Source organism: Oleiphilus sp. HI0086 (assembly GCF_001635225.1).
Genome location: NZ_LWFZ01001118.1, coordinates 1 through 1,404 on the forward strand (window position 1 = coordinate 1; position 1,404 = coordinate 1,404).

Genomic DNA, 1,404 nt, shown 5'->3' on the forward strand with positions numbered 1-1,404 from the left:
CAGCAGCTCTGGAAGCTAAGAAAGAAGCAGAAAGAGAGCTGGCGAATCAGAGCGGCGATTTTGATTACTCTCGAGCAGCATCTCAACTAGCTGAAGCATCAGCGCGACTACGCGTGATTCAGCGAATGAGAAATAAGCATTAATGAGCAGTAATTCGTAAAATAAAGAAAAAAGGCAGCTATTTAGCTGCCTTTTTTCTTTTATGTCATATGGAGTGTCTATAATCAAACGATTGTAGTAGAAAAAGTTTAGGAAAAACGATTATGAGTTTACATGTGGTTATCCTTGCAGCTGGGCAAGGTTCTCGAATGAAGTCTAAATTACCAAAAGTTTTGCACCCTGTAGCGGGAAAGCCAATGCTACAGCATGTGTTGGATACAGCGAATAAGTTAGATGCTGAAGGTATACATATTGTTATCGGTCACGGTGCTGATCAGGTAAAAGACACAATTAAAGAAGATGTAAACTGGTGCTTACAAGCTGAGCAGCTAGGTACGGGCCATGCGGTAGCACAAGCAATCGACCACATTCCAGAAGACGCGCAAGTACTAATACTATACGGAGACGTGCCCTTAACCAGTCAGGCAACATTGTCTCAATTAACGGCTTTAGTTAATGAGAAGCAGCTTGGCTTATTGACAGTCGACCTTGAAAACCCAACGGGCTATGGTCGAATCGTTCGGAACGCAGATGGCGATATTGAAGCCATCGTAGAACAAAAAGATGCTTCAGAAGAAGAATTAATGATTCCGGAAGTTAATACCGGAATACTTGCTCTACAGGCTTCAGTGTTGCATAAGTTTATTCCGACACTTGGTAACAGCAATGCACAAGGCGAGTACTACTTAACTGATATTATCGAGATCGCCGTAGCAAATGGCTTGCGAGTTGAAAGCCATCAGCCAAGTTTTGAGCAGGAAGTTCAAGGCGTGAATAATCGCCTGCAACTATGTGAATTAGAGTGCTGGCACCAAAGCATGATATCGGAACAGCTAATGCTTCAAGGTGTCACCATCTATGATCCAAATCGTTTAGACGTGCGCGGTGAATTAGAATGCGGCCAAGATGTCACTATCGATCTTAATTGTATTTTCGAAGGGCATGTCGTACTTGGTGAGGATGTCAGCATTGCACCAAACTGCATTATCAAAAATTCAACAATCGGTGCTGGTACCACGATACATGCTAATTCAATTATCGAAGATAGCTTTGTGGCAAGCGCCTGTAATGTGGGCCCGTTTGCAAGACTGAGACCCGGAACGAGTTTAAAAACTAAAGCGAAAGTCGGTAACTTTGTTGAGACCAAGAAGACGACCGTTGGTGAAGGTAGTAAGATTAACCATCTTAGCTATGTTGGTGACGCAACCTTAGGCAAAAATGTTAACGTGGGTGCAGGTACAATTA

The 1,404-nt window shown here is 43.0% G+C and carries 2 protein-coding genes; both read left to right on the plus strand.

All coding sequences use genetic code 11. The features are described from left to right. Positions 1-8 precede the first annotated feature (8 nt). On the plus strand, positions 9-143 hold the full coding sequence (locus A3756_RS19825) for an ATP synthase delta/epsilon chain alpha-helix domain-containing protein (RefSeq protein ID WP_368664603.1): 135 nt from the start codon (positions 9-11) through the stop codon (positions 141-143). Positions 144-263: 120 nt separating this feature from the next. Further along, positions 264-1,404, plus strand: a 1,141-nt coding sequence (glmU, locus tag A3756_RS19830) for a bifunctional UDP-N-acetylglucosamine diphosphorylase/glucosamine-1-phosphate N-acetyltransferase GlmU (RefSeq protein ID WP_068554410.1), incomplete at its 3' end; no start/stop codon positions are given.